The sequence below is a fragment of the Streptomyces sp. NPDC037421 genome, assembly GCF_055602105.1.
Genome location: NZ_JBVJWV010000008.1, coordinates 21,760 through 43,649, shown reverse-complemented (window position 1 = coordinate 43,649; position 21,890 = coordinate 21,760). Strand labels below are relative to the sequence as shown.

24 protein-coding genes are annotated in these 21,890 nt (G+C 72.0%); 14 read left to right on the top strand and 10 right to left on the bottom strand.

Annotated elements, in window-relative coordinates:
* Positions 1-23 precede the first annotated feature (23 nt).
* The gene (locus ACZ7IF_RS14425; RefSeq protein WP_405979981.1) at positions 24-674 is read left to right on the top strand and encodes a hypothetical protein; all 651 of its coding nucleotides are present in this window, start codon (positions 24-26) and stop codon (positions 672-674) included.
* A 101-nt stretch (positions 675-775) separates the two neighbouring features.
* Here the strand turns inward: ACZ7IF_RS14425 and ACZ7IF_RS14420 are convergent, their stop codons facing one another.
* Positions 776-1,501 (bottom strand): SLATT domain-containing protein, encoded by a 726-nt coding sequence (locus ACZ7IF_RS14420; RefSeq protein WP_470969488.1) that lies wholly within the window; start codon positions 1,499-1,501, stop codon positions 776-778.
* A gap of 274 nt (positions 1,502-1,775) precedes the next feature.
* Between ACZ7IF_RS14420 and ACZ7IF_RS14415 the strand changes: the two genes are divergently transcribed.
* From ACZ7IF_RS14415 to ACZ7IF_RS14385, 7 genes are all read left to right on the top strand, one after another.
* A complete protein-coding gene (locus tag ACZ7IF_RS14415; RefSeq protein ID WP_470969484.1) occupies positions 1,776-2,120 on the top strand; it encodes a YbaB/EbfC family nucleoid-associated protein in 345 nt (114 codons plus the stop codon).
* Positions 2,121-2,186: 66 nt separating this feature from the next.
* Positions 2,187-2,786 carry a recombination mediator RecR gene (recR, locus tag ACZ7IF_RS14410; protein WP_470969478.1) on the top strand — a complete coding sequence of 200 codons (600 nt, stop codon included), beginning with the start codon at positions 2,187-2,189 and terminating at the stop codon, positions 2,784-2,786.
* Positions 2,779-3,426, top strand: coding sequence for a DUF5063 domain-containing protein (locus ACZ7IF_RS14405; protein ID WP_470969474.1), 648 nt, complete (start codon positions 2,779-2,781; stop codon positions 3,424-3,426). Before recR ends, ACZ7IF_RS14405 begins: the two co-directional genes overlap by 8 nt.
* Positions 3,427-3,599: 173 nt before the next feature.
* Entirely contained in the window at positions 3,600-4,880 is a 1,281-nt protein-coding gene (locus ACZ7IF_RS14400; RefSeq protein ID WP_470969470.1) for an aspartate kinase, read from the top strand.
* Positions 4,877-5,947: an aspartate-semialdehyde dehydrogenase gene (locus ACZ7IF_RS14395; protein WP_470969467.1), complete on the top strand. Its 1,071-nt coding sequence runs from the start codon at positions 4,877-4,879 to the stop codon at positions 5,945-5,947. The genes ACZ7IF_RS14400 and ACZ7IF_RS14395 overlap by 4 nt, the downstream gene beginning before the upstream one ends.
* A 430-nt stretch (positions 5,948-6,377) precedes the next feature.
* Positions 6,378-6,929, top strand: a complete 552-nt coding sequence (locus ACZ7IF_RS14390) for a SigE family RNA polymerase sigma factor (RefSeq protein ID WP_470970407.1) — start codon at positions 6,378-6,380, stop codon at positions 6,927-6,929.
* Positions 6,926-8,077 (top strand): hypothetical protein, encoded by a 1,152-nt coding sequence (locus ACZ7IF_RS14385; RefSeq protein WP_470969464.1) that lies wholly within the window; start codon positions 6,926-6,928, stop codon positions 8,075-8,077. The genes ACZ7IF_RS14390 and ACZ7IF_RS14385 overlap by 4 nt, the downstream gene beginning before the upstream one ends.
* On the opposite strand, the gene ACZ7IF_RS14380 is transcribed toward ACZ7IF_RS14385, so the two are convergent.
* Positions 8,055-8,876: an SURF1 family protein gene (locus ACZ7IF_RS14380; protein WP_470969461.1), complete on the bottom strand. Its 822-nt coding sequence runs from the start codon at positions 8,874-8,876 to the stop codon at positions 8,055-8,057. The genes ACZ7IF_RS14385 and ACZ7IF_RS14380 overlap by 23 nt on opposite strands.
* Before the next feature lie 43 nt (positions 8,877-8,919).
* On the bottom strand, positions 8,920-10,755 hold the full coding sequence (locus ACZ7IF_RS14375) for a S9 family peptidase (RefSeq protein WP_470969457.1): 1,836 nt from the start codon (positions 10,753-10,755) through the stop codon (positions 8,920-8,922).
* A 109-nt stretch (positions 10,756-10,864) separates the two neighbouring features.
* Here ACZ7IF_RS14375 and ACZ7IF_RS14370 point away from each other — a divergent pair, with 109 nt between their 5' ends.
* The 3 genes from ACZ7IF_RS14370 to ACZ7IF_RS14360 all read left to right on the top strand — a co-directional run bounded on the left by ACZ7IF_RS14370 (position 10,865) and on the right by ACZ7IF_RS14360 (position 13,012).
* Positions 10,865-11,032, top strand: a complete 168-nt coding sequence (locus tag ACZ7IF_RS14370) for a hypothetical protein (RefSeq protein WP_164720908.1) — start codon at positions 10,865-10,867, stop codon at positions 11,030-11,032.
* Positions 11,033-11,106: 74 nt separating this feature from the next.
* Positions 11,107-12,408, top strand: coding sequence for a cytosine deaminase (gene codA / locus ACZ7IF_RS14365; protein WP_470969453.1), 1,302 nt, complete (start codon positions 11,107-11,109; stop codon positions 12,406-12,408).
* A gap of 10 nt (positions 12,409-12,418) precedes the next feature.
* Entirely contained in the window at positions 12,419-13,012 is a 594-nt protein-coding gene (locus tag ACZ7IF_RS14360) for an HD domain-containing protein (protein ID WP_470969450.1), read from the top strand.
* A 131-nt stretch (positions 13,013-13,143) separates the two neighbouring features.
* On the opposite strand, the gene ACZ7IF_RS14355 is transcribed toward ACZ7IF_RS14360, so the two are convergent.
* Positions 13,144-13,794, bottom strand: coding sequence for a TetR/AcrR family transcriptional regulator (locus tag ACZ7IF_RS14355; protein WP_470969447.1), 651 nt, complete (start codon positions 13,792-13,794; stop codon positions 13,144-13,146).
* A gap of 102 nt (positions 13,795-13,896) precedes the next feature.
* On the opposite strand from ACZ7IF_RS14355, the gene ACZ7IF_RS14350 reads away from it, so the two are divergent.
* The gene (locus tag ACZ7IF_RS14350) at positions 13,897-14,709 is read left to right on the top strand and encodes an alpha/beta fold hydrolase (RefSeq protein WP_470969444.1); all 813 of its coding nucleotides are present in this window, start codon (positions 13,897-13,899) and stop codon (positions 14,707-14,709) included.
* On the opposite strand, the gene ACZ7IF_RS14345 is transcribed toward ACZ7IF_RS14350, so the two are convergent.
* Entirely contained in the window at positions 14,701-16,014 is a 1,314-nt protein-coding gene (locus ACZ7IF_RS14345) for a chloride channel protein (RefSeq protein ID WP_470969441.1), read from the bottom strand. The genes ACZ7IF_RS14350 and ACZ7IF_RS14345 overlap by 9 nt on opposite strands.
* The gene (locus tag ACZ7IF_RS14340; RefSeq protein ID WP_470969438.1) at positions 16,011-16,535 is read right to left on the bottom strand and encodes a potassium channel family protein; all 525 of its coding nucleotides are present in this window, start codon (positions 16,533-16,535) and stop codon (positions 16,011-16,013) included. Before ACZ7IF_RS14340 ends, ACZ7IF_RS14345 begins: the two co-directional genes overlap by 4 nt.
* 251 nt (positions 16,536-16,786) lie before the next feature.
* Between ACZ7IF_RS14340 and ACZ7IF_RS14335 the strand changes: the two genes are divergently transcribed.
* The gene (locus tag ACZ7IF_RS14335) at positions 16,787-17,488 is read left to right on the top strand and encodes a hypothetical protein (RefSeq protein WP_470969435.1); all 702 of its coding nucleotides are present in this window, start codon (positions 16,787-16,789) and stop codon (positions 17,486-17,488) included.
* Positions 17,489-17,552: 64 nt separating this feature from the next.
* Here ACZ7IF_RS14335 and ACZ7IF_RS14330 read toward each other — a convergent pair whose 3' ends face one another.
* The 4 genes from ACZ7IF_RS14330 to ACZ7IF_RS14315 form a co-directional block, all read right to left on the bottom strand.
* Positions 17,553-17,996: a luciferase domain-containing protein gene (locus ACZ7IF_RS14330; protein ID WP_470969432.1), complete on the bottom strand. Its 444-nt coding sequence runs from the start codon at positions 17,994-17,996 to the stop codon at positions 17,553-17,555.
* Between the two features lie 1,737 nt (positions 17,997-19,733).
* Complete coding sequence (locus ACZ7IF_RS14325) at positions 19,734-19,949, bottom strand: HAD family hydrolase (protein WP_470970402.1); 216 nt, start codon at positions 19,947-19,949, stop codon at positions 19,734-19,736.
* A 110-nt stretch (positions 19,950-20,059) separates the two neighbouring features.
* Positions 20,060-20,557: a P-loop nucleotide/nucleoside kinase family protein gene (locus tag ACZ7IF_RS14320; protein ID WP_470969429.1), complete on the bottom strand. Its 498-nt coding sequence runs from the start codon at positions 20,555-20,557 to the stop codon at positions 20,060-20,062.
* Positions 20,558-20,583: 26 nt separating this feature from the next.
* A complete protein-coding gene (locus ACZ7IF_RS14315) occupies positions 20,584-21,342 on the bottom strand; it encodes a GntR family transcriptional regulator (protein WP_470969424.1) in 759 nt (252 codons plus the stop codon).
* Between the two features lie 196 nt (positions 21,343-21,538).
* On the opposite strand from ACZ7IF_RS14315, the gene ACZ7IF_RS14310 reads away from it, so the two are divergent.
* On the top strand, positions 21,539-21,880 hold the full coding sequence (locus ACZ7IF_RS14310; protein ID WP_470969421.1) for a hypothetical protein: 342 nt from the start codon (positions 21,539-21,541) through the stop codon (positions 21,878-21,880).
* Positions 21,881-21,890: the final 10 nt, after the last annotated feature.

The window sequence follows — 21,890 nt, the reverse complement described above, 5'->3', positions numbered from 1 at the left end:
GGCAACGACTGATCGGAGCCCGCGTGGCCTGTGACCTGTGGCTGGTCCCCCTTGTCGACGTGCTGTGCCACAGCCCCGACAACCCCTTCGCGGAAGAGATCGCCTCGTACGACAAGGCGCTGGGCGAGGCGGGTCTGCCGTCGGTGCCCGTGTTCGCGTACATGCCCGGCCTGAGCGGGGACGTGGCCCCGGTGGCCGGCTTCGACTACGACGCCCTGCACTTCCTGCGGCGGGCGTACCTGCTGCAGATCTGCGGACTGCCGGTGACGCCGGTGGACGAGCTGGGCGGGGACTACGAGCAGCTGCTGGAGATGTTCGAGGCCACGGCGCAGCAGTCGCACCTGGTGTGGCACTACGACCACGCGGGGGCGTACGTCCCGGTGGACTTCGCGGCGCCGCTGGCGAACGAGGAGCTGCTGGCCGGCGGCGGCCCGCTGGGGTCGGCCCAGGGGCTGCTGCGGGAGCTGGCCTTCGTGGCCCCCGCGATCGGGATAGACCCGGCGAACCCGCCCGCCGCGCCGGCACCGCCCGGGGGGCCGACCGCGCTGGAGGAGCCCGCGGGGCCCATTCCGTACGACGAGAGCCCCTTCGCCCGGGAGCGCCACGTGTGGCTGGGCCTGCACGCGGCGGCGACCCGCAGCCTGGGCCAGGGCTCGATGATCATCTTCAGCTGACCGGCACCGACGCCGTACCGCACCGACTCCGTACCGGGCCTGCCCGGTACGGAGTCGGCCCCGGCGGCGCGCCGCCCCCGTGAGCGGCGCGTCCCGGGGGCTCAGCGAGGCTGCTCCGGCGGCCGCTGGCGCGGCATGTTCGGGCGGGTGCCCGGCGGCAGCGGGAAACGGGCCGGGGGGACGCCCGGGTCCGGGCGGGAGGGCGCCCCGGCCAGGGACTGCATCAGCAGCGGCGCCGGCCCCGCCCGGAACTCCACCATCCAGTCGGCCGTCTCCGAGCGTACGAGTTCCGTGACGTCCTCCGAGAAGCGGCGCAGCACCGTCAGGCACCGCTCGGCGGCCTCACTGGCCGTCCCCTCGGTGGGGCCCAGCACCTCGCGCACGTTCTCCGAGGCCCAGTCGAACTGGAGCGTCTGCAGCCGCCGCTGCACCGCCTGCGCCGTCGCCACGTCCCGCATCCACCCGGACGTCAGCCCGAAGAACCGGTCGCAGGCCATGCAGGCCGCGGCCAGCAGCAGCGACAGGTAGCCGTACGAGGCCGCCCCCGGCGCCGAGCCCGTCAGCTCCAGCAGCGGCATCGCCGCGCCCGCGACGGCGCCCACGGCAGCGCCCGCACGCAGCGCCCGCGCGCCCCGGCGCTTCCACGCCCGGTCGGAGAGGTACCACTCGGCCGTGCGCAGCGCATCGGCCTCCACCCGCCGGTAGAGCTCGTCGAGCCGCTCGGCGGGCTCTCCCCAGTCCCCGAGAGGGAACGGCCGGCCGGTAAGGTCGCCGTCCTCTGCGGGATCCCGGGGTGGCCCCTCGGGCTGCATCTCCGGCTGACTCACCCGGCACTCCCTCTGCCTGCGCTGACGTGTGGTGCGCGTGTGCGCAATGGTGCGCATGCTCTTCCTACCTTCGAATGGCGCGCGATGGGCAACGAATCCCGGGTTTTCCGCCCACAAGGAGGGCTCCATCAGGTACGCGCACGCCCCGTCTCTCACCCGAAAGAGTTGGTCCTCCCGGCGTAGGGCGCGGCGCCCGGGGAGCACGTAGGCTCAGATTGACCGAGCCTTCCCCGAAGGCGATCCGCAGCCGTTTCGACGTACGGAGTGAGTACCTGTGATTCCCGGTGGTGGCCAGCCCAACATGCAGCAGCTGCTCCAGCAGGCCCAGAAGATGCAGCAGGACCTCGCCGCGGCCCAGGAGGAGCTGGCCGTGGCCGAGGTCGAGGGCCAGGCGGGCGGCGGCCTCGTGAAGGCGACCGTCACCGGTTCCGGTGAACTGCGCGCCCTCGTCATCGACCCGGAGGCCGTGGACCCGGAGGACACCGAGACCCTCGCCGACCTGGTGGTCGCGGCGGTCCAGGCGGCCAACGAGAACGCGCAGGCGCTCCAGCAGCAGAAGCTGGGACCGCTGACCCAGGCCCTGGGCGGCGGCAGCGGCATCCCCGGCCTTCCGTTCTAATCGCTCCCGCAGACCCACACCCGCACCCGCACCCGCACAAACGCAGAAACGAAAGAAGGCAGTCCGTTGTACGAAGGCGTGGTCCAGGACCTGATCGACGAACTGGGCAGGCTGCCCGGCGTCGGGCCCAAGAGCGCGCAGCGGATCGCCTTCCACATCCTGCAGGCCGAGCCCACCGACGTCCGGCGCCTCGCGCACGCGCTGCTGGAGGTCAAGGAGAAGGTCCGCTTCTGCGCGGTGTGCGGGAACGTGGCGCAGGAGGAGCTGTGCGGGATCTGCCGTGACCCGCGCCGCGACACGGCGGTCATCTGCGTGGTCGAGGAGCCGAAGGACGTCGTCGCGATCGAGCGGACCCGCGAGTTCCGGGGCAGGTACCACGTCCTCGGCGGGGCGATCAGCCCGATCGAGGGAGTCGGCCCCGACGACCTGCGCATCCGCGAGCTGCTGGCCCGACTGGCGGACGGGGCGGTCACCGAGCTGATCCTCGCGACCGACCCGAACCTGGAGGGCGAGGCCACCGCCACCTACCTCGCCCGCATGATCAAGCCCATGGGCCTGAAGGTCACCCGCCTGGCCAGCGGGCTCCCCGTCGGGGGAGACCTGGAGTACGCGGACGAGGTCACGCTCGGGCGGGCCTTTGAAGGAAGGCGACTTCTTGATGTCTGACGCAACGCTGCACGCCCTGGGACAGGATCCGGACGACTTCGCCGCCTCGATCGCGGACCAGATCGAGTCCTTCATCGTCGCGGTCACCGAGGTGGCCAAGGGCGAGGACCCGGACAGCGCCGTCCCCTTCCTCCTCCTGGAGGTGTCCCAGCTGCTGCTGGCGGGCGGCCGGCTGGGCGCGTACCAGGACGTCCTGCCCGAGGAGCGCTACGAGCCCGACCTGGGCCCGGAGCCGGACGTGGACGACCTGCGCGAGCGGTTCGCCCTGATGCTGGAGCCGGTCGACGTCTACTCCGAGGTCTTCGACCCCTACGAGCCGCGCAAGACCCCGGTCGCGCACCGGATCTCCGACGACCTGGCCGACGTGGTCGCCGACCTGCGGCACGGGCTGATCCACCTCCAGGCGGGCCGGGTCACCGAGGCCCTGTGGTGGTGGCAGTTCTCGTACTTCACCAACTGGGGCCCGACGGCCTCGGCCATGCTGCGCGCCCTCCAGTCGCTGATCGCCCACGTCCGCCTCGACCAGCCGCTCGCGGCCCTGGACGGCCTGGACACGGACGAGGACCTGGCGGAGGACGACCTCGCGGAGCAGGCCGGAGCGGTCATGGCCGAGGAACTCGGCCGGCTGGGCCGCGGGTAGCCGGCCCGGGAGTGCGGCGGCCCGGCCGGTTCCTGCTGGTTCCGGCCGTTTCGCGGTGTCCGCGGGCAACCGTTCCGCAGTTCTTTTCATCTCATGATGTGGTACGAGGCGGTCGGATCCCGGCCGCTCGTTAGACTGCACCCGCAATGAGACGGACCGAGCGAGGAGCGCACGTGGGCCTTGTCGTGCAGAAGTACGGAGGCTCCTCCGTAGCCGATGCCGAGGGCATCAAGCGCGTCGCCAAGCGGATCGTGGATGCCAAGAAGAACGGCCACCAGGTGGTCGTCGTGGTTTCCGCGATGGGCGACACGACGGACGAGCTGATCGATCTCGCCGAGCAGGTATCCCCGATGCCTGCCGGGCGTGAATTCGACATGCTGCTGACCGCCGGAGAGCGGATCTCCATGGCCCTGCTGGCCATGGCGATCAAAAACCTGGGCCACGAGGCCCAGTCGTTCACCGGCAGCCAGGCAGGCGTGATCACCGACTCGGTCCACAACAAAGCGCGCATCATCGATGTGACGCCGGGCCGTATCCGCACCGCGCTGGACGAGGGCAACATCGCCATCGTCGCCGGTTTCCAGGGTGTGTCCGCGGACTCCAAGGACATCACCACCCTCGGCCGGGGCGGCTCGGACACCACCGCCGTCGCGCTCGCCGCGGCGCTGGACGCCGAGGTCTGCGAGATCTACACCGATGTCGACGGCGTCTTCACCGCGGACCCCCGCGTCGTGAAGAAGGCCCGGAAGATCGACTGGATCTCCTCCGAGGACATGCTGGAGCTGGCGGCCTCCGGCTCCAAGGTGCTCCTGCACCGCTGCGTCGAGTACGCGCGCCGCTACAACATTCCGATCCACGTCCGTTCGTCCTTCTCCGGACTGCCGGGTACCTGGGTCAGCAACGAGAAGCCCGAGTCGCAAGGGGACGCGCAGGTGGAGCACGCCATCATCTCCGGAGTCGCGCACGACGTCTCCGAAGCCAAGATCACCGTCGTCGGCGTCCCGGACAAGCCGGGCGAGGCCGCGGCGATCTTCCGCGCCATCGCGGACGCCGAGATCAACATCGACATGATCGTCCAGAACGTGTCGGCGGCCTCCACGGGCCTGACGGACATCTCCTTCACCCTCCCCAAGACCGAGGGCCACAAGGCCATCGACGCCCTGGAGAAGGCGAAGGCGCAGATCGGCTTCGACTCCCTGCGCTACGACGACCAGATCGGCAAGATCTCCCTGGTCGGCGCGGGCATGAAGACCAACCCCGGCGTCACCGCCTCCTTCTTCCAGGCGCTTTCCGACGCGGGGGTCAACATCGAGCTGATCTCCACCTCCGAGATCCGCATCTCGGTCGTGACCCGCCAGGACGACGTCAACGCGGCCGTCATCGCCGTCCACACGGCCTTCGGTCTCGACTCCGACAGCGACGAGGCCGTCGTCTACGGAGGCACCGGACGATGAGCCCGCACCGGTCGGCCCCGGCGCTCGCCGTGGTCGGGGCGACCGGAGCGGTCGGATCGATCCTGCTCCAGATCCTGTCCCAGCGGGCGGACGTCTGGGGCGACATCCGCCTGATCGCCTCCCCGCGCTCGGCCGGCCGCGTGCTGGCCGTCCGCGGCGAGGAGACCGAGGTGCTCGCCCTCACCGAGGACGCCTTCGAGGGTCTCGGCGCGGGCGACGTCGTGCTCTTCCTGACCCCGGCCGAGGTGTCGGCGCGCTGGGTCCCCGTGGCCACCGCGCGCGGTGCCGTCGTGGTGGACCAGTCCGCCGCCTTCCGGGAAGACCCCGAGGTGCCCCTGGTGGTGCCCGAGGTGAACGGCCACGCCGTACGCAGCCGCCCGCGCGGGATCGTCGCGGGCCCGGACTGCGTGACCGCCGCGATGATCGCCGCCGTGGGCGCGCTGCACGCCGAGTACGGACTGGCCGAGCTGGCCGTCTCCTCGTACCAGGCCGCGAGCCGCTCGGGCCGGGCGGGCGCGGAGGCGCTGCGCAGGCAGCTGACCCAGGTCGCCGGGAGCCCCCTCGGGGAGCTGCCCGGGGACGTGCGCCGCGCCGTGGGTGAGGACACCGGGCCCTTCGCGGCGCCTCTCGCGCTGAACGTGGTGCCCTGGTCCGGGGAGCTGCGCGCGGACGGCTGGTCCTCGCACGAGCTGGCCGTACGGGCGGAGACCCGGCGGATCCTGGGTCTGGAATCGCTGCCGGTCGCCGTGACCTGCGTACAGGTTCCGGTGGTGACCGGGCATTCCCTGACGGTGCGGGCCCGCTTCGAGCGGGAGGTGGCCGCGGCGCACGCCCGGGAGATCCTGGAGGCGGCGCCCGGGGTGGTCCTCGTCGACGATCCGGCGGTGGGGGAGTTCCCGACTCCGGCGGACGCGGCCGGTACGGATCCCGCCTGGGTGGGGCGGCTGAGGGCCTCGCTGGACGATCCGAGGGCCCTGGAATTCTTCGTATGTGCGGACAATCTACGCAAAGGCGCCGCACTGAATGCCGCCCAGATCTCGGAACTGATCGCGGGTGAATTCGCGTAATTCGCTTTGTAGGATCGGCATCGATCCCTTGATCAAGGTGATGGCCCGACTGCCGCCTGGATGAATGGGGCAATCGGGAAGAGCGGGTACGCATGAAGGCAATGGGTAAATTGCTGAATACTTTGCCTCGCGCGTACAACCCTGACGGGGGGACGCGTGTCCAACGGGCGTGGCAGAGGCACTGTTGGACGTGGCCGTCCTACCGGCGCGCAGCGGGATCGTTCCCTCGCGCCGGCGTCCAGGCGCGCCCGGCGGCGGCTTCCCTGTGATCGTGCCCGTCCCGCCGGCCAGCGTGCCGCACATCGCAACACCGACCCGGGGCGGCCGCGTGCCCTCGCCCCGCGATAGCGCGGACACCGCCACGAGCCCGCCGCCGGCGGAGACCCTCCTGCCCGGGGCCCTGACACCAGAGGCCCTGGCGCCGGAGGCGCTGGTATCCGAGGACCCGGCGCCGGCCGGGGCCGCCGCCGAGCGGCCGGTCGTGGCCGGTACCACCGTCGACCACCTCACCGAGACCTACCAGGCCCACTACCGCTCCCTCCTGGGCCTGGCCGCGCTCCTCCTCGACGACACCGCCTCCTGCGAGGACGTGGTCCAGGAGGCCTTCATCCGTGTCCACTCGGCCCGCAACCGGGTGCGGGACCGGGACAAGACCCTGGCCTATCTCCGCCAGACCGTCGTGAACCTCTCGCGCTCCGCGCTGCGCCGCCGCATCCTCGGTCTGAAGCTCCTGTCGAAGCCGATGCCGGACATGGCCAGTGCGGAGGAGGGGGCGTACGACCAGCTGGAGCGCGACGACCTGATCAGGGCGATGCGCGCACTCCAGCGCCGTCAGCGCGAGGTGCTCGTACTGCGCTACTTCGCGGACATGACGGAGGTCCAGGTCGCCGAGACGCTCGGGATATCGCTCGGCTCGGTCAAGGCGTACGGATCGCGGGGCATTGCCGCGCTGAGGGTGGCGATGGAGGCTGCGCAGTCATGAGGGACGACCACGAGAACCTGCCCGGCCCCGCCGGGACGGCCGGGGCCGACGAGCAGGCGCTGCGCAGCCTGCTGGCCGGAGCCGTGCAGGGGCTGGAGCCCTCCGAGGGCGCCCTGGAGCGGCTGCGGCACGCGGTGCCCGTGCGCCGGGCCCGCAAGCGGCAGGCCCTCCTTGCGACGGCCGCGGTGGCGCTGCTGGCGGGCACCGCGATCCCGGCCGCGCTGCACCTGAACTCCGACGAGGGGGCGGTGGCCGGGCACTCGGCCATGGCCGGACACGGGCACTCGCAGGGCGCCAAGGCGGGCGACGGCTCCGGCCCGCGCCAGAACGGCTCCGACGCCGTGGCCGGGCCCAGGCCGGTGGGGTCCCCGGGCAAGGGCCAGGACGCGGGCAGCGGCGCGCAGCCGTCCCCGCAGGCGAGCGGCTCCCCGTCGGGCGCAGCCGTCGCGGGACCCTCCAGCACCGGAGCGGGCGCCCCCACCGGCGGCGCCGGCCACGGACCGCTGCCCCCGGTGGGCGCGGCGCCCGCGGCACCGGGGTGCACGGCCGATCAGCTGGGCGTGTCGGGTGCTGCCCGTGCCCCCGGGACCGACGGCAAGGTCTACGGCAGCTTCAAGGTCACCAACGTCTCCGCCCGGGGGTGCACGGTCTCCGGTCCGGACACCGTGACCGCCGCCTCCGTGGCGCCCCTCGGCCCGCCGCCCGCGCAGGCGGCCGCGCCGCCGGTGACGGTGACGGGCCACACGGCGGGGGACCCGGCGAGCGCGCTGCTGCCCGACCCGTCCGCCGAGGCGCCGGTCGTGCTGCTCCAGCCGAACACCGCCTACGAGGTGCGGTTCGCCTGGGTGCCCTCCGACCGGTCCTGCACTGCGGCTACCCCCGCGCCGTCCCTCAAGCCGCAGCAGGAGGGCGGTGCGGCGCAGCCCCCGGCCGGTCAGCAGGGCGGCGCGGCGGGCGGTACGGAGCCGGCGGGCGCCGACGGGGCCCCGGCCAAGGATCCGCAGACCGGCTCCAGGAGCCCGGAGGCGGCCGGGGTGGAGGTCTCCCACACTCCGGGAGCGGGCGCCCCCGTCACCCAGACCACCATCCCGGCGGCCTGCGGCGGCACGGTCTACCGCACGGGCCTCATTCCGCCGGGCGCGCCGTAGCCGGTTCCGGTTCCCCGGCGGCGTCCGCGGGCGCGGCGGGGGCCTGGGCGGGCAGCAGTCCCGCCTCGGCGTCGCGCAGGGTCTCCACCTCGCGCCGGTAGAGCCGGAACCACATAAAGAGCACGAAGGCGACGAAGACGAACCACTCGCCGGTGTAGCCGAGGTTCTGGAAGGCCTTCAGGTCCAGCCCGGTGTTGTTCGGCGCCTTCGCCGGCACCGGGGTCATCCCGTCCACCGGCGTCTGCACCGTCAGCCAGGCGTCGTACAGCGGCTCGTGCACCAGGTTGACCAGCGTGGCCGCCCCGATCACCCCGAGCTGGCCCGGCGGCAGCCCGCCCTGTGCGTGCACGCCCTTGGTGCCCGAGTTCTCCGAGGACTGCAGGGCCCCCGTCACCTCGGTCCGACCGGCCGGCGGGGCCGGTGCCTTCGCCGGGTCGGCCGGCCCCGGCAGCCAGCCCCGGACCACCGGAACGTTCTTCCCGGAGTCGGTCCGCAGCAGGGTCAGGACGTAGAAGCCGGGCTTCCCGCCGAGGTCCCGTTCGGGGACCAGCAGCTGCTGCCCGTACTCGCCGGCCGTGGAAGCCAGCCGTCCGGAGGTCTTCGTGTCCACCGGGAGCAGTGAGTCGAGGGGCTCGGCCGCCCGGTCGGCGGGGCGCTCGGCCCGCGCCTCCTTGTGGCTGCCGACGCGGTCCTCGAACCGGCCGAGCTGCCAGGTCCCCATGAACAGGCAGAAGGGGATGGCGAGCGCGACGAAGACGTTGATCCCCCACCAGCGCGGGGTCAGGAGAAACCGGTGCACCCCACCAACGGTACGGGGGGTGCACCGGAAGCCCGGTGGCGGGTCAGCGCGGCAGGCCCTGCGGCAGGTGCTTCAGCGCGAATTCGAGGTCCATCCGGACCTGCTTGATGCGCTCCTCGACCACCAGCGAACCGTGCCCCGCGTCGTAGCGGTACACCTCGTGCACCGCGCCGCGCGCCGCGAGCCGGTCGACGTAGTTGTCGATCTGGCGGATCGGGCAGCGCGGGTCGTTCACGCCCGCCGCGATGTGCACGGGCGCCTTCACCGCGTCCACGTACGTCAGCGGCGAGGACGCCTCGAAGCGCTCCGGGACCTCCTCCGGGGTGCCGCCGAAGAGGGTGCGGTCCAGGGACTTCAGCGCCTCCATCTCGTCGTGGTACGCCGTCACGTAGTCCGCCACCGGTACGGCGGCCAGCCCGACCGCCCAGTCGTCGGGCCGCATGCCGATGCCGAGCAGCGTCAGGTAGCCGCCCCAGGACCCGCCCGACAGCACCAGCCGAGCCGGGTCCGAGAGGCCGGAGGCCACGGCCCACTCCCGGACCGCCGTGATGTCCTCCAGCTCGATCAGGCCGACCCGGTGCTTGAGGGCGTCGGTCCATTCGCGGCCGTAGCCAGTCGAGCCCCGGTAGTTGACCCGGACCACCGCGAAACCGTGGTCCAGCCAGGCCGCCGGGGTGGCCGCGAAGGCGTCGGAGTCGTGCCAGGTGGGCCCGCCGTGGATCTCGAAGATCGTGGGGAAGGGCCCGTCACCGTGGCCCACGGGCCGCTGCGCGAGCGCGTGGATCCGCCCGCCGGGCCCCTCCACCCAGACGTCCTCCACCGGTACCGAGCCCGGCGGCCGCATGCCCGGCGGGTCCAGGACGATCCCGCCCGCGGTGGACCGTACGGCGGCCGGCTCGGCGGCCGAGGACCACTGGTACTCCACCGTCCCGTCCGGGCGGGCCGTCGCACCGGAAACCGTCCCCGGCGGGGTGTCCACCCGTACGAGCTCCCGCGCGGCCAGGTCGTAGCGCCACAGCTCGCTGCGCGCCTCGAAGCTGTGCGCGATGAGCAGCGCGCTCCCGTCCGGGTACCACTCGGCGCTCACGTCGCCGGGCAGGTCGACGGCCAGGTCCTCCTCCGACCCCGTGACCACGTCCCACACCATCGGCTCCCAGCGGCCGCGCCGCTGGTGCCCGACGAGCAGCCGGGTGTCCCCGGCGACGGGCGCGAAGCCGAGCACCTCCAGGCCGAGCTCCTCGGTGCCGCCCCGGGAGTCGTCCAGCTCGGCGACGGTGGCGCCGTCGAGGGTGACCACGCGCAGGGCCGAGTGCATGGCGTCGCCGTGCTCGGTGTGCTCGATCGCGAGGAGCGTCCCGTCGTGCGACAGGTCGCCAACGCCGGCCGACTCGCGGTGCCGGTAGACGACCTCCGGGGCGGCGCCGCCGGGGCGTACGACGTGGATCGTGGAGCCGTCCTCGTCGGTGGACCGGCCCACGACCGCCGTGCCGTCGCGGCCGATGGCGAGCCCGGCCGGGTAGGAGGGCTCCAGCCCGGGTGTGGCGGGCTCGTCGGGGCCGCCTGCGAAGGGCTGGCGGACCCAGGTGCCGAACTCGTCGCCGTCGGTGTCGGAGAACCACCAGATCCACTCCCCGTCGGGGGAGAGGGCGCCGTCGGTGGTGCCGTTGGGGCGGTCGGTGGCCTGCCGCTGCGTGCCGGTGGCCCGGTCCCAGGCGTAGAGCTCGTAGGTCCCGGTGGCGTTCGAGACGAAGAGCGAGCGGTCCGGGGCGTCCTCGGCCCAGTCGGGCAGGCCCACGCGCGGCGCACGGAAGCGCTTCTCCCAGTCGGGCATCTCGGAAGCGGGGGCGGTGCCGGGGGTCAGGTCGCTGTCGCTGGTCATGCGCTCCATTCTTACGGGTCCGGCCCCGGCGGGCGGCCGGGATGCCGACTGCGCCGAACGGGCGCATGGTGGTGTGCGTACGCCGAACGCTTGCGAGAGGGTGTTGATCATGGCCAAGAAGGCTCGTACCGGCCACCACAGCCACCAGGATTCCGAACGCGCGATGGCGAAGAACACGGCGGCCGAGGCACGTGCCAAGGCCGCGGGCAGAGAGGCCCAGTCGCTCTCCGCGAAGACGCGAGGCATGCAGCAGAAGGCACAGGCCAAGCGCGGCTGAGCCTCGGCACCGGTCACCGGCCCGACGTTCATGTTTCACGTGAAACGTCGGGCCGCGTGCGTACGCTGGACCGCATGCGGATGATCGTCCGGGGTGCCCGGCTGCTGCACGAAGACGGCCTGTCCGACGTGGAGGTCGCCGAGGACGGCCGGATCGCGCGGGTGATCCCGTACGACGACCAGAAGGAGCCGCCGGCGACCGGCGTGCTCATCGAGGCCCACGGCGGGCTGCTCACCGCCCCCTTCGCCGAGCCGCACATCCACCTGGACACCGCCCTCACCGCGGGTCAGCCCCGCCCGAACGCCTCCGGCACCCTTTGGGAGGGCATCGCCTGCTGGAGCGAGCGCAAGCGCACCCTGACGCGCGAGGACGTGATCGCCCGGGCCACCGAGGTGCTGCGCTGGCAGGCGGCCAACGGCGTGCTGCACGTCCGTACGCACTGCGACGTCACCGACCCGTCCCTCACCGCGCTGGACGCGCTGCTGGAGGTCCGCGACCGGGTGCGGGACATCATGACCCTGCAGATCGTCGCCTTTCCGCAGGAGGGCATCGTCTCCTTCCCCGGCGGCGAGGCGCTGCTCCGCGAGGCCGTCGCGCGCGGGGCGGACGTCGTCGGCGCGATCCCGCACTTCGAGGACACCCGTGAGGACGGCGTCGCCTCGCTGCGGACCGCGTTCGCGGTGGCCGAGGAACACGGGCTCCGCGTCGACGCCCACTGCGACGAGATCGACGACGAACAGTCACGCTTCGTGGAGGTGCTGGCCACGCTCGCCCTGCGCTCGGGCCTGCGCGAGCGCGCCACCGCCTCCCACACCACCGCCATGGGCTCCTACAACGGCGCCTACAGCTTCAAACTCCAGCGGCTGCTCGCCCGTTCCGGCATCAATCTGGTCGCCAACCCCTTCGCGAACCTCAACCTCCAGGGCCGCTTCGACGCCTACCCCAAGCGGCGCGGCCTCACCCAGGTGAAGGAGATGCTGGCCGCCGGGGTCAACGTGGCCTTCGGCCACGACGACGTGATGGACCCCTGGAACGCGCTCGGCACCGCCAATCCGCTCCAGACCGCCCTCGTCGGCCTGTACGCCGCCCAGCTCACCGGCGCGGACGACATCCCGCTCGCGTTCTCGATGGTGACGGAGCGCGCGGCGCGCGTCCTCGGCCTGTCCTCCTCCGAGTACGGGATCACGGAGGGCGTCCCCGCCTCCTTCGTCCTCCTCCCGGCGCCGAGCCCCGCGGAGGCGATCCGCCGCCAGGTCCGGCCGCGGTACGTCGTCTCGCGGGGCAGCGTCCTCGCCGAAACCCCGCCCGCACCGGCCCGGTTGTGGTGGCCGGGGGAGGCGGGCCCGTCGGCAGTGGACTTCACCGCAGCCCTCTAAGGTGCGTTCCATGACGTGGACCCTTCACAACCTTGACTCGGACACGGCCCGTTCGGCCTTCGGGATCGCCTCGGAGTACGCCGACACCGCCCTCCTCAACCACTCCGTGCGCTCCTACGCCTTCGGCGCCGAGTACGCGCGCGTGCACGGGCTCTCGTACGACGCGGAGCTCCTCTACGTCAGCGCCCTGCTCCACGACCTGGGCCTGACCGCGCCCTTCGACAGCCACACCCTGCCCTTCGAGGAGGCCGGCGGACACGTGGCCCGGCTCTTCACGGCCGGCCTGGGCTGGCCCCCGGCGCGCCGGGCCCGCGCGGAGGAGGTCATCGTGCTGCACATGCGGGACGACGTCACCGCCGCCGAGGACGTCGAGAGCCACCTCCTCCAGGTGGGCACCAGCGCGGACGTGTCCGGGCTGCGCGTGTCCGACTTCGACCCCGCCTTCCTGGCCGGCCTGCTGGAGCACTACCCCCGCCTCGGCTTCGGCCCGTCCTTCCTCGCCCTGGTCGAGGACCAGGCGACCCGCAAGCCCGCCTGCGCGGCGGCGGCCTACGTCGCGGGCGGCGCGGCGAAGCGCATCGCCGCGAACCCCCTGGACGCGTGACGCGCCGGGCCGGTCGGAAACCCCTCGCCCGGCCCGGACCCGCCCGGGGCCCCGCGGGAGGCCCCGGCCGAGGCCCTGCCCGAGGCCTCGGGCAAGGCCCCCGGGAGGTCCCGGCCCGGCGCCGCCGGAGGTCAGAGCCCCCGCTCGATCATGGCGATCACGTCCTGGCCCGCGTCGTGGGCCTGCTCCGGGGTGATGCCCCGCAAGGGCCCGTCGATGATCAGGGAGGCCAGGCCGTGCACCGCCGACCAGGCGAGGAACTCCGCGCCCGGGCGGCGGGCTTCCGGCAGGACGCCGGTCTCCACGAGCCCGTCCAGTGAGGCGCCGAGCAGCTCGAACGGCGTGAGCCCGCCCGCCCCGGCGGCCGTGGCGTCGGCCGCGTACGTCATGTCGGCCGGGACGTGGAACGCGGTCCGGAACCAGCCCGGCTCGGTCACGGCGAAGCGGATGTAGCCCGTCCCCACCGCCCGGAAGCGGGCCCGGGCGCCTTCGGCGGGGTCCTGGGCGGCGGGCAGGCCGTCGATCTCCGCCTCCATCGCCAGGGCCACCCGGGCCATCGCGGCCTGCGAGACCCCGTGCACCAGCGCCCCCCGGTCGGCGAAGTGCCGGTAGGCGGCGTTGGGCGACACCCCGGCGCGCCGGGTGACCTCGCGCAGCGAGACGGCGTCCGGTCCGCCCTCGCGCGCCAGCTCCAGGGCGGCTTCGAGCAGCGCGCTGCGCAGGTTCCCGTGGCGATACGTACTGCGCCTGGGCGGCGGTGGCGGTTCGGCTTCCGAAGGCATGGGGCCTCGATCCCTCGCTATATGTGGACGGCGTGAACTTCCAGGTATAGCCTACGGGGGATATGTGGACGCCGTCCACATAACTTCAGGGGGGAGCAGACCGTGCAGAAGGCCATTTCCCGCGACGGGACCGCCATCGCCTACGACCGCACCGGCGGGGGTCCCGCCCTCGTCCTCGTCGGAGGCGCCTACCAGGTCCGGGCAGACCCGAGGTGGGCCGTGCTCGCCGGGCACCTCGGCGAGCGCTTCACCGTCGTGACGTACGACCGCCGCGGCCGGGGCGACAGCGGCGACACCGCCCCCTACGAGGTGGCGCGCGAGATCGAGGACCTGGCCGCCGTCATCGCCGAACTCGAAGGCCCCGTCCGGGTGATGGGCATGTCATCCGGTGCCGTCCTGGCCCTGGAGGCCGCCGCCCACGGCGTCCCGATGAAGGAACTGGCCCTGTACGAGCCCCCGTTCGTCGTCGACGGCAGCCGCCCCCCGGTTCCCGCCGACTACGTGGACCGGCTGGACACCGCCATCGCCGAAGGCCGGCGCGACGACGCCGTCACCCTCATGCTGACCGCCGCCGTCCTCGTCCCGGCCGAGTTCGTCGGCCAGATGCGCGCGAGCGGCATCTGGAGCCACTTCGCGGCGCTGGCCCACACCCTGCCGTACGACGCCCGGGTCATGGACGGCACCATGTCCGGCCACCCCCTGCCCGCCGACCGCTGGGCGGCCGTACGGATCCCCGTGCTGGCCATCGGCGGCGGCGCGAGCGACCCCTGGCTCCAGTCCGGCGCCCGCGCCCTCGCCGACCTGCTGCCGGCGGGCCGCCACCGCACCCTGGACGGCCAGACCCACGACGTGGACCCGGCCGCTCTGGCGCCCGCGCTGGCGGAGTTCTTCGGCGGGGACCTGCCCTCAGCCTGACAGCTGCCGCCGGGGCCCGGGCAGCAGCTCGGTGGTGATCAGGGCCGCGACAGCGGCCAGGATCACCACCGGCGTCATACCCGGGCTGCCGACCAGCAGGATCGCCATCACCGCGCTGCTGACCGGCAGCCGCAGCACGCTCGCCCCCGCCGCGGCCAGCCCCGCCGCCACCGCGGGCACCACCCCCAGCCCGGGCAGCGGCGACGCCAGCACCCCGGCAGCGGCCCCGATGAACAGCGCGGGAAAGATCGGGCCACCGCGCATGCTGCCGAGGCAGAGCGCGTACCCGACGGTCTTGCACAGCAGTACGGCCACCAGCGCACCCACGCCCCAGGCCCGCGGATCACCGGCCAGCGCGGCCATCGTGGCCTGCCCGGACGAGGCCACGTCCACCGGGGAACGGCCCGTGACCAGCGCGTACGCGGCCGCGCAGACACCGGCGCCGAGCGCGCACAGGGCCGTACGGGCGACGGGGCCCTTCGCCACGAAGGCCGCCACCACCTGGCCCACGCCCACCGCCTCGCGCAGCACGGCCGCCACCACCACGGCCAGCAGCAGCGCCCAGCACACGTCGGCCGCGTCCAGCCGGGGCACGGGCCCGGGGAGTTTGACGGTCAGCCCGCCGGTCTGCAGGCCGGTCCAGCGCCCGAACCCGGTGAACACCAGGGCCCCCACCCCGCTGGACAGCAGGGCGGGCAGCATGACGGCGACCAGCTGCGGCCCGCCCACCCCCACCACCTCGATCAGCAGCACGGCCGCGATCAGCGGGCTCCCGAAGATGGCGGCGATGGCCGCGGCCGCCCCGGCCACCCCCAGCAGCGCCGTGGCCTGCGGGGTGGCCGGCCCGCGCGCGAGGTCCCTCAGCAGCAGGGCGAACCCGCTGCCCAGGGCGATCAGCGGCGCCTCCGGGCCCAGCACCGCGCCGAACGGCAGGCTCGCCGCCGCCGCGAGCACCACACCCGGCAGCACCTTGGTCGACGACCCGCCCACGGCCAGCCCGGCGGCGGGGACGTGCCCGCCGGCCCCGGGCAGCCGGGCCACCACCAGCCCCACGCCGATGCCGCCGGCCAGCAGCAGCGGCAGCGGCCACCACCACGGCGGCCCGTCCCAGCCGAGCGCGTGCGGCAGGCTCTCCCACAGCAGCCGCTGCAACTCGTGCAGCCCCGCGAGGAACCAGAAGCAGACCAGGGAGACCGGGATCCCGACCAGGGCGCAGAGCAGCAGGGTCCTGCGGTACGGAGGCGTCTTCAGCAGCCCCCGCAGCACCACCGGCTCGGCGGGCTGGGCCGATTGCGTCGCCGTCATGGATCGCTCCTTTCGGGCCGTCGGGACAGCCCGGTCTCCACCGCTCCGAAGAGCACTTTGACGACGAGCCCCACCACGATCAGGTCGGCGACCATCTGCACGGTGGCCAGCACCCGCCCGGTCCCGTCGGCGGGCGCGATGTCGCCGAAGCCCACGGTCGCGAACACCGTCACCGCGAAGTACAGGGCGTCGGTCCTGCTCAGCGGCTCGGAGAACGACTCCGGCCGGTCACGCGACAGCAGGAAGTACGTCGCCGAGAACAGCATCAGGAACAGCGGCACGGCGGTGCCCATGGCCTCCAGCGCCCGCAGCCTCGGACGGGCCGAACGGGCAATGGCTTTGACCTGCCAGACGATCAGGCACCCGAAGAGCAGCAACCCCCCGGCCAGCGCCGCGACGGCCGCGGCGCCGAAGCCGTAGTCGAGCGGAGCCGCGTAGTACAGGCAGGTCAGCAACACCCCCGACCCGACCGCCCGCAGCAGGTGCCCCAGCACCACCACGAGCCCGGAGCCGCCGCCCATGACCGCTCCTCACCGCCGCCTGACCCTCCCCGCATTCCAGCACCCCCACCCCCACCCCGCACCCCACACACGTCCACCCGGGCCCACGGACCCGCAGGCCCGGCCGCGCCCCCTCCCTCCCGAACGGAGTACTCGGCCCACCAGCCGATTTGATCACTATTCGTAGTGGATGTCCCCGCACCGGAGAGCCCCGGAGCCGCCGGGAGGGGTTCCGTCTCTGCAAGGACAACCCCCACCGAAGGGCACCGGACATGGCCCGTCATCCCGCAGCCCGCATCACGACCGCCATCGCCGCGGCAGCCGCGATCGCGCTCTTAGCCCCGGCGCAGGCGCACGCCGGCGCCATCGGCTCCACGCCGGTGGCCACCTTCGACTACCCCGTCGGGGGCGTCACCATGAAGGTCCCCACCGGCTGCATGTTCACCCATATCCTCCGGGGCGACGGCAAGAAGATCACCTACCAGAACGCCGGCGTCGACTGCGGCTTCGTCGGAGCCCTCAACGCGGGCCCCTGCAACTGGCGCATCGACTTCACCTACGCCGACACCAACAGCAAGACCTACAAGACCTCGCGCGGCAAGACCCATGCCGAATGCGAGATCCACCCCATGCGGAACAACGCGCCGCAGACGCTCCCCCGCTACGGCAAGGCGTGCGCCCACCTCAACATCAACGGTGTGCGCCGCGTCAGCCAGGGCCACCACATCACGAGTGAGCCGCGCATGACCACCCAGCCCGCCCCCGAAGACCCTGCCTGGGAGAGCAAGCGCCGACGTGCCGGTGGCGTCGCCGTCACCGCCGGGACGGTCGCGGCCCTCGCCGCCTTCGCGTTCCTCCCCGGGCTCCCGCACGTGATCGACTGGGGTGCGATCCTCGCGTCCCTCGCCGTCGGCGCTCTGGCGCGCTGGGCGTACCGGGCCTGGGCCGCCAGGGGCCGGCTGCCCTCGGGGTGACGTACGGCAGGGGCCTGATCCGATTTCGCGGATCAGGCCCCTGACCTGGAGAAGACGACGGGCGCTAGTTCGCGCCGATGGCGTACCAGTACGACTCCTGGACGATCCGCCAGACGATCTCCAGCTCCGCCGAGTTCCTGGGACCGTAGACGAGCGTCACGTCCTGGACCGGGTGGTGTACGCCCCACCCCGCGTCGATGACCTCGGCCTCGATCTCCTTCGGGAGCGTGACGTGGAGCGAGCCGTCGTGGTGGGGGTGGATGTGGGCGAACTCCCGGCCCCCCTGGAAGGCTTCGGCCGGGCCCGTGCCGATGCCCTCGGGCAGGAAGAGCGAGCGGGCGTGCGGGACCGAGACGAGCGTGGGGGCCATGTAGACGAAGGGCAGCGCACGCATCCGCCCCCACAGCTCCTCCTGCATCATGATCGGGGAGATCTGGGAGCCCTGGCCGTGCGGGGCCGGGCCGAAGACACGCGGGGCCGCGCCGGGGCGCGGAGGCAGGGAAAGCATGATGGTGTTCCTTTCCGGCCGGCGGTGAGCCGGCCGCGGCGTGAGCGCTCGAAAGAGCTGCGGCATCCACGCTTCACTCATCTGCTTTTGCCTTGGTGGCGAGCCGGTCGAGGACGCGCCCGGCCGACCGCCGAAATGCAGGAAGGGCCTGATCCGATTTCTCGGATCAGGCCCTTGACCTGGTCTTACTCTGTCGGGGTGGCGGGATTTGAACCCACGACCTCTTCGTCCCGAATCAACGTGGGCGGTGCATGGAACAAGGTTGATCGACCGTCCCAGCTGCGGCAATAGCCCGTCGTTGTCCGTGGCCGTCCGCCGACGTACACCCCTGTTGTCACTCAGTTAGACACTCACCTGGCGCTGCTTGCGTGGTTCCGCCCCTCGCCGGTGTCGACGGCTAGCGGACGACGGAAAGCACCACCACCGCCACTAGCAGGACACCAAACCACAGTGGAACGCCGGCCTTGGTGAACCGCCCATGCTTGTCTCTGGGCTGCGGTCGCCGTCGTTTCGCCATCCCCACCTCCATGCCGGGCCTCCAGCAGGCCTTGGGCACAGGGTGCTGAAGGAAGCCGCGCGCCGACAGGCGTACGGAGGTTGCTACGGGAGCACCGCAGCCGCACCACGCACCACCTGGAACAGGCGTTGGGCTAGACGATGCATGACATGCAGTCAGGGATTCGATCCGATCGGCCTCGCGAACATTGCTACCTCATCCAAGTGATGCAACGTTGCTACAGTGGGTGAATCAACGATCGTTGAGACTCTGGAAACGATCGTTGAATCGCCTGCTCACCCGGCGTGTCGGGTGATGCAAAAGGGCCCGACCCGGCGGGAACCAGGTCGAGCCCTAGCGATGCAGTGGCTGGGCCCGGCCGACCTGTTACCGGCCGGGCTCACTCAGTGAGCCCGCAACGGCGGGACCAGCGTCCACGGGCAGCTACTGCATGAACTGGCCCGCGCAGGCGATGATCGCTACGAGTAAGCCCACCAATCCGATGGAGATCTGCGCTTTCTCGGCGCTAGTCCACTTCTTGCGGGGCTTACTCATGTTCTGAGTCATCACCGCTCCCTCCCTCTTCTCCAGACCGGCACCAGGTTGCGCCGGGGCCTTGAAACCCTCTTGTTTTGTTGAGAGTTCGAAGGAGAAGCAGATGGAGCATGAACAAGCATACTGGCGCGCTAACCTCACACGGCTCGGTGGCGGCAACTGATCGAGCTCAGGTGAGTGGGCAGTTTGGGCGGCGCGGCGTGCGACACGCACGTCCTACCAGCATCCCCGTCCCCAACTCCCATCCCGTCTGCCGTCGACCCACACGTATGTGGAGCGGGCGCGGTGCCGGGCGTCCAGGTGGAGCGCGCCACTGTACGAACGACCTGGACGCCCGGTGCCGTGTCTGCTCGGCTTGTCCTGGGTCGACGGCAGACGGGATGGGAGTTCCCCCGCCTCAGCCCCATTCGGCCGGCACTCGCGAGCGGCGCCCTGGCCATCCCGGAGCCTGAGCGCCCCCGCCGGAGGCATGTTCGGTGAGGGAGGAAATCAGCGGCCCCGCTTGGGGCTCGGCTCATGCCTTCGGGCCTATCCCGTCTGTAGGGGCGGGCGTCGGCGCAGCGCGCGCGGAGCGGGCCGAAGGCAGGAGCGTCGCGCGGAGCGGAGCCGGGAAGCCCGCCCGGCGGAGCGGAGCGCAGCCGGGTGCTTGATGAGGTAGAGAAACCTGTAACAGGTCCGCGTGACTCCTACGGCTTGGCCGTGGTGAATGCGTCGGCGATAGCGCGCATGGCGTCCGTGATGGCGTCGGCTCCCGCTTCGGCGAAGAGCGCGGCCTTGTGGGGCTTGTTGGCGTAGGCGATGACCGTTGCGCCGGCTGCGTGAGCGGCCTGGATGTCGGTGAGCGAGTCACCGGTGAGGGTGCAGTCCTGTACCCCCACCCGCGCCTGCTCCGCTGCCCTGATGATCGGGAACGGGGGCTGTATCGGAGGGAGCTCCGGCAGTGTCCCGGTCGACCACCGTGAGGTGCCCCCCCAACCGTGAATCTCCAGGAAGCGCTGGACGCTCAGCAGGCCTATTGCACTGCCTTCAGCACCGACTTGGGGTCGCCGTCGTAGACAAGGTGAGGCTCGTCAGGCTCTGGGGGCACGAACCGGGTGCGGTATCGGAGCAGGTCGGACTCCGCGAAGTAGATCGAGTTCGGATCATCTTCGTGCTGGGCGTTGCGCTTGCTGACGCGGGACCAGAGCTCTTCGTGGCTGGCCTGGAGGTAGACCATCACCGAGATGGCGCCAGCCTCGGTTGCGATTGCCCGCCAGCGAGAGCGGTCTTGCGGCGTCCAGAAGCCATGGTCCACCACGACGTCGTGTCCTGCTTTGAGTTGCTCACGGAGCTCGGCCGAGATCTCTTCGAGGATCGGGCGCTCAAGCGTCGGGAACGTGCCTCGGGGGAAATCGACTCCGTACACGCCGTGCCGGCGGAACATCTCCTCGTCGGGGCAGAGCCTGATGAACCCGCGGGCGGTTAGAGCGCGGGCAAGGGTTGTCTTGCCGGAACCAGGGAGCCCTGCCATGAGGACGCAGACAGGCTGAGTGGCCGTCACTGAGCGACTTCCGATTCGGTTTGCCACGTGCGTCCGGGGCTGCCGAGGTCGACACCGTACTCGACAACGGTGCCTTCGCTGTCGACGAACTTCGCAGTCATCACGACCACCGGCTCGTGCGGCGCCGTGGCGGGGTCCAGCCCCAGGAGCTCTGCGTCCTCGGGAGTCAGCAACCGCGCGGAGGCGGTGTCGAACCGGTGCGTGATCGGTCGGCCGGTGGCCTGAGCGATGAGTTGCAGCGACGTTCCTCCGGTCAGCCGTGCGCTCTTCGCGAGCTGCGGAACCAGCTCCTCGAAACGGGCAGGGATCCACGATGTCGAGTGCGCCACGATGCCGTGCCGGTCGCGGTAGACCCGACTCCGCCGGATGACGTTCGAGCCGGGCTTCACGTCCAGGGCTTGCGCCACGTCAGCGGGCGCCGGCACGACCGAAGCCTGATGGGAGTCGGACCGTTCACCGGTTCCCCAGCTGGAGCCGGTGCGGTGGCCTCGGTCCTGGCGCTGAGAACCTGAGGACATGGGGGCGGGGCGGTCCAGAACCTCGGTCCCGATTCCGTGAATCCCCCTGACGAGCCCCTCGTTGCGGAGCTTGCGCAGGGCCTTCTCCGCCGTCGCGGTGCTGACGCTCCACTCGTGCGAGAGGTTCTTGATGCTCGGCAGAAGCGTGCCCGGCTGAAGATCGCCGGATGTGATCAGTTCCGCGTAGTGGGCGGCAATCTGCGCGTAGGGCGCTCGATTGTCGGCCTGGTCCGCCATGGCTCCAACTCCCCAATCCCTGTGGCTACTTCCCTAGCATACCGCTTGACACCCTAGGGTGCCCTAGGGAACCTTAGGCATGTGCCGCTCGCTGCATCGATGAGCGAGGCATGGCACCAACTACGCCTTGTCCGGGGACGGCGCTCAACCGCCAAGAAGAACCGCCGCCCCCGTCCCTAGAGAGGGAGCTTCCATCATGCCCGCTTCTGATGTGGTCTACCGCCGGTCGGCGTTAGGGGCCTGTCCCGCGTGCCTGGAGGGCCGGTGTGCCGATCCCGCTGAGTGCCTGTACTTCCTGACCTCGCGTCCGTGGGCCGACTGCTCCGCCTGTGAGGGTTCTGGCTGGGCGGGTGAGGACGCTGATCCGGCGCTGGTCTTCTGCGAGTACTGCGGGGGTTCCGGCCTCAACGAGCACACCGTCCGCTCGGTCGCGTTGATCGAAGTCAGCGAGGGTGCCAAGCGGCGGCACGCGGCTCACGTCGCCCGCCTCACCGCGCGCGTACTGGTGTCCCCGGCTCCCGTGACGGTGGCTGCGTGACCCGCTTCCC

What these genes read in the sequence shown, in the direction of transcription:
- ACZ7IF_RS14320 (WP_470969429.1), bottom strand. Translation starts at nt 20,557, where the DNA reads ATGGCAGGGCTCCCTGGTTCCGGCAAGACAACCCTTGCCCGCGCTCTA.
- ACZ7IF_RS14355 (WP_470969447.1), bottom strand. Translation starts at nt 13,794, where the DNA reads ATGCCTTCGGAAGCCGAACCGCCACCGCCGCCCAGGCGCAGTACGTAT.
- ACZ7IF_RS14375 (WP_470969457.1), bottom strand. Translation starts at nt 10,755, where the DNA reads ATGACCAGCGACAGCGACCTGACCCCCGGCACCGCCCCCGCTTCCGAG.
- codA (WP_470969453.1), top strand. Translation starts at nt 11,107, where the DNA reads ATGCGGATGATCGTCCGGGGTGCCCGGCTGCTGCACGAAGACGGCCTG.
- ACZ7IF_RS14330 (WP_470969432.1), bottom strand. Translation starts at nt 17,996, where the DNA reads ATGCTTTCCCTGCCTCCGCGCCCCGGCGCGGCCCCGCGTGTCTTCGGC.
- ACZ7IF_RS14385 (WP_470969464.1), top strand. Translation starts at nt 6,926, where the DNA reads ATGAGGGACGACCACGAGAACCTGCCCGGCCCCGCCGGGACGGCCGGG.
- ACZ7IF_RS14405 (WP_470969474.1), top strand. Translation starts at nt 2,779, where the DNA reads ATGTCTGACGCAACGCTGCACGCCCTGGGACAGGATCCGGACGACTTC.
- ACZ7IF_RS14335 (WP_470969435.1), top strand. Translation starts at nt 16,787, where the DNA reads ATGGCCCGTCATCCCGCAGCCCGCATCACGACCGCCATCGCCGCGGCA.
- ACZ7IF_RS14360 (WP_470969450.1), top strand. Translation starts at nt 12,419, where the DNA reads ATGACGTGGACCCTTCACAACCTTGACTCGGACACGGCCCGTTCGGCC.
- ACZ7IF_RS14345 (WP_470969441.1), bottom strand. Translation starts at nt 16,014, where the DNA reads ATGACGGCGACGCAATCGGCCCAGCCCGCCGAGCCGGTGGTGCTGCGG.
- ACZ7IF_RS14370 (WP_164720908.1), top strand. Translation starts at nt 10,865, where the DNA reads ATGGCCAAGAAGGCTCGTACCGGCCACCACAGCCACCAGGATTCCGAA.
- ACZ7IF_RS14310 (WP_470969421.1), top strand. Translation starts at nt 21,539, where the DNA reads ATGCCCGCTTCTGATGTGGTCTACCGCCGGTCGGCGTTAGGGGCCTGT.
- ACZ7IF_RS14395 (WP_470969467.1), top strand. Translation starts at nt 4,877, where the DNA reads ATGAGCCCGCACCGGTCGGCCCCGGCGCTCGCCGTGGTCGGGGCGACC.
- ACZ7IF_RS14340 (WP_470969438.1), bottom strand. Translation starts at nt 16,535, where the DNA reads ATGGGCGGCGGCTCCGGGCTCGTGGTGGTGCTGGGGCACCTGCTGCGG.
- ACZ7IF_RS14315 (WP_470969424.1), bottom strand. Translation starts at nt 21,342, where the DNA reads ATGGCGGACCAGGCCGACAATCGAGCGCCCTACGCGCAGATTGCCGCC.